Source organism: Tamlana crocina (assembly GCF_012037625.1).
Genome location: NZ_JAAVJS010000518.1, coordinates 1 through 355 on the forward strand (window position 1 = coordinate 1; position 355 = coordinate 355).

The following is a 355-nucleotide window of genomic DNA, read 5'->3' on the forward strand; positions in this document are numbered from 1 at the left end:
TATAGCCGGTTGAATAGCGGGGAGTATCGAGGAATTGGGAAAATCCCTTTTCCGGAACATCTCCAAATACATTGACATAGGGCGTGATCTCCCATTTCTTTTTTCTTAATGCTTTTTCGAGGGCCGGGCGCAGATCGGTTTTAATGTATTTTCCCAATGCCCCTCCCATCTGGTCATGCTGGGTAAACAGGTGAGTAAGCGTGTATTGATAATCGGCCCCGTTGCTCACATGGGTGTCGATAAAAACATCTGGGTTTACGTGGTGAAAGATCTCATAAAATCCTCGGGTGTTTTTTGTGTCGGCTTTTATAAAGTCACGGTTGAGATCATAATTTCGGGCATTTCCGCGAAAACC

At 45.1% G+C, this 355-nt stretch carries 1 protein-coding gene; it reads right to left on the reverse strand.

What is annotated here, in order from left to right; translation table 11 throughout:
- On the reverse strand, window positions 1–355 hold a 355-nt coding region (locus HC176_RS17855), incomplete at both ends, for a M14 family metallopeptidase (RefSeq protein ID WP_167920345.1).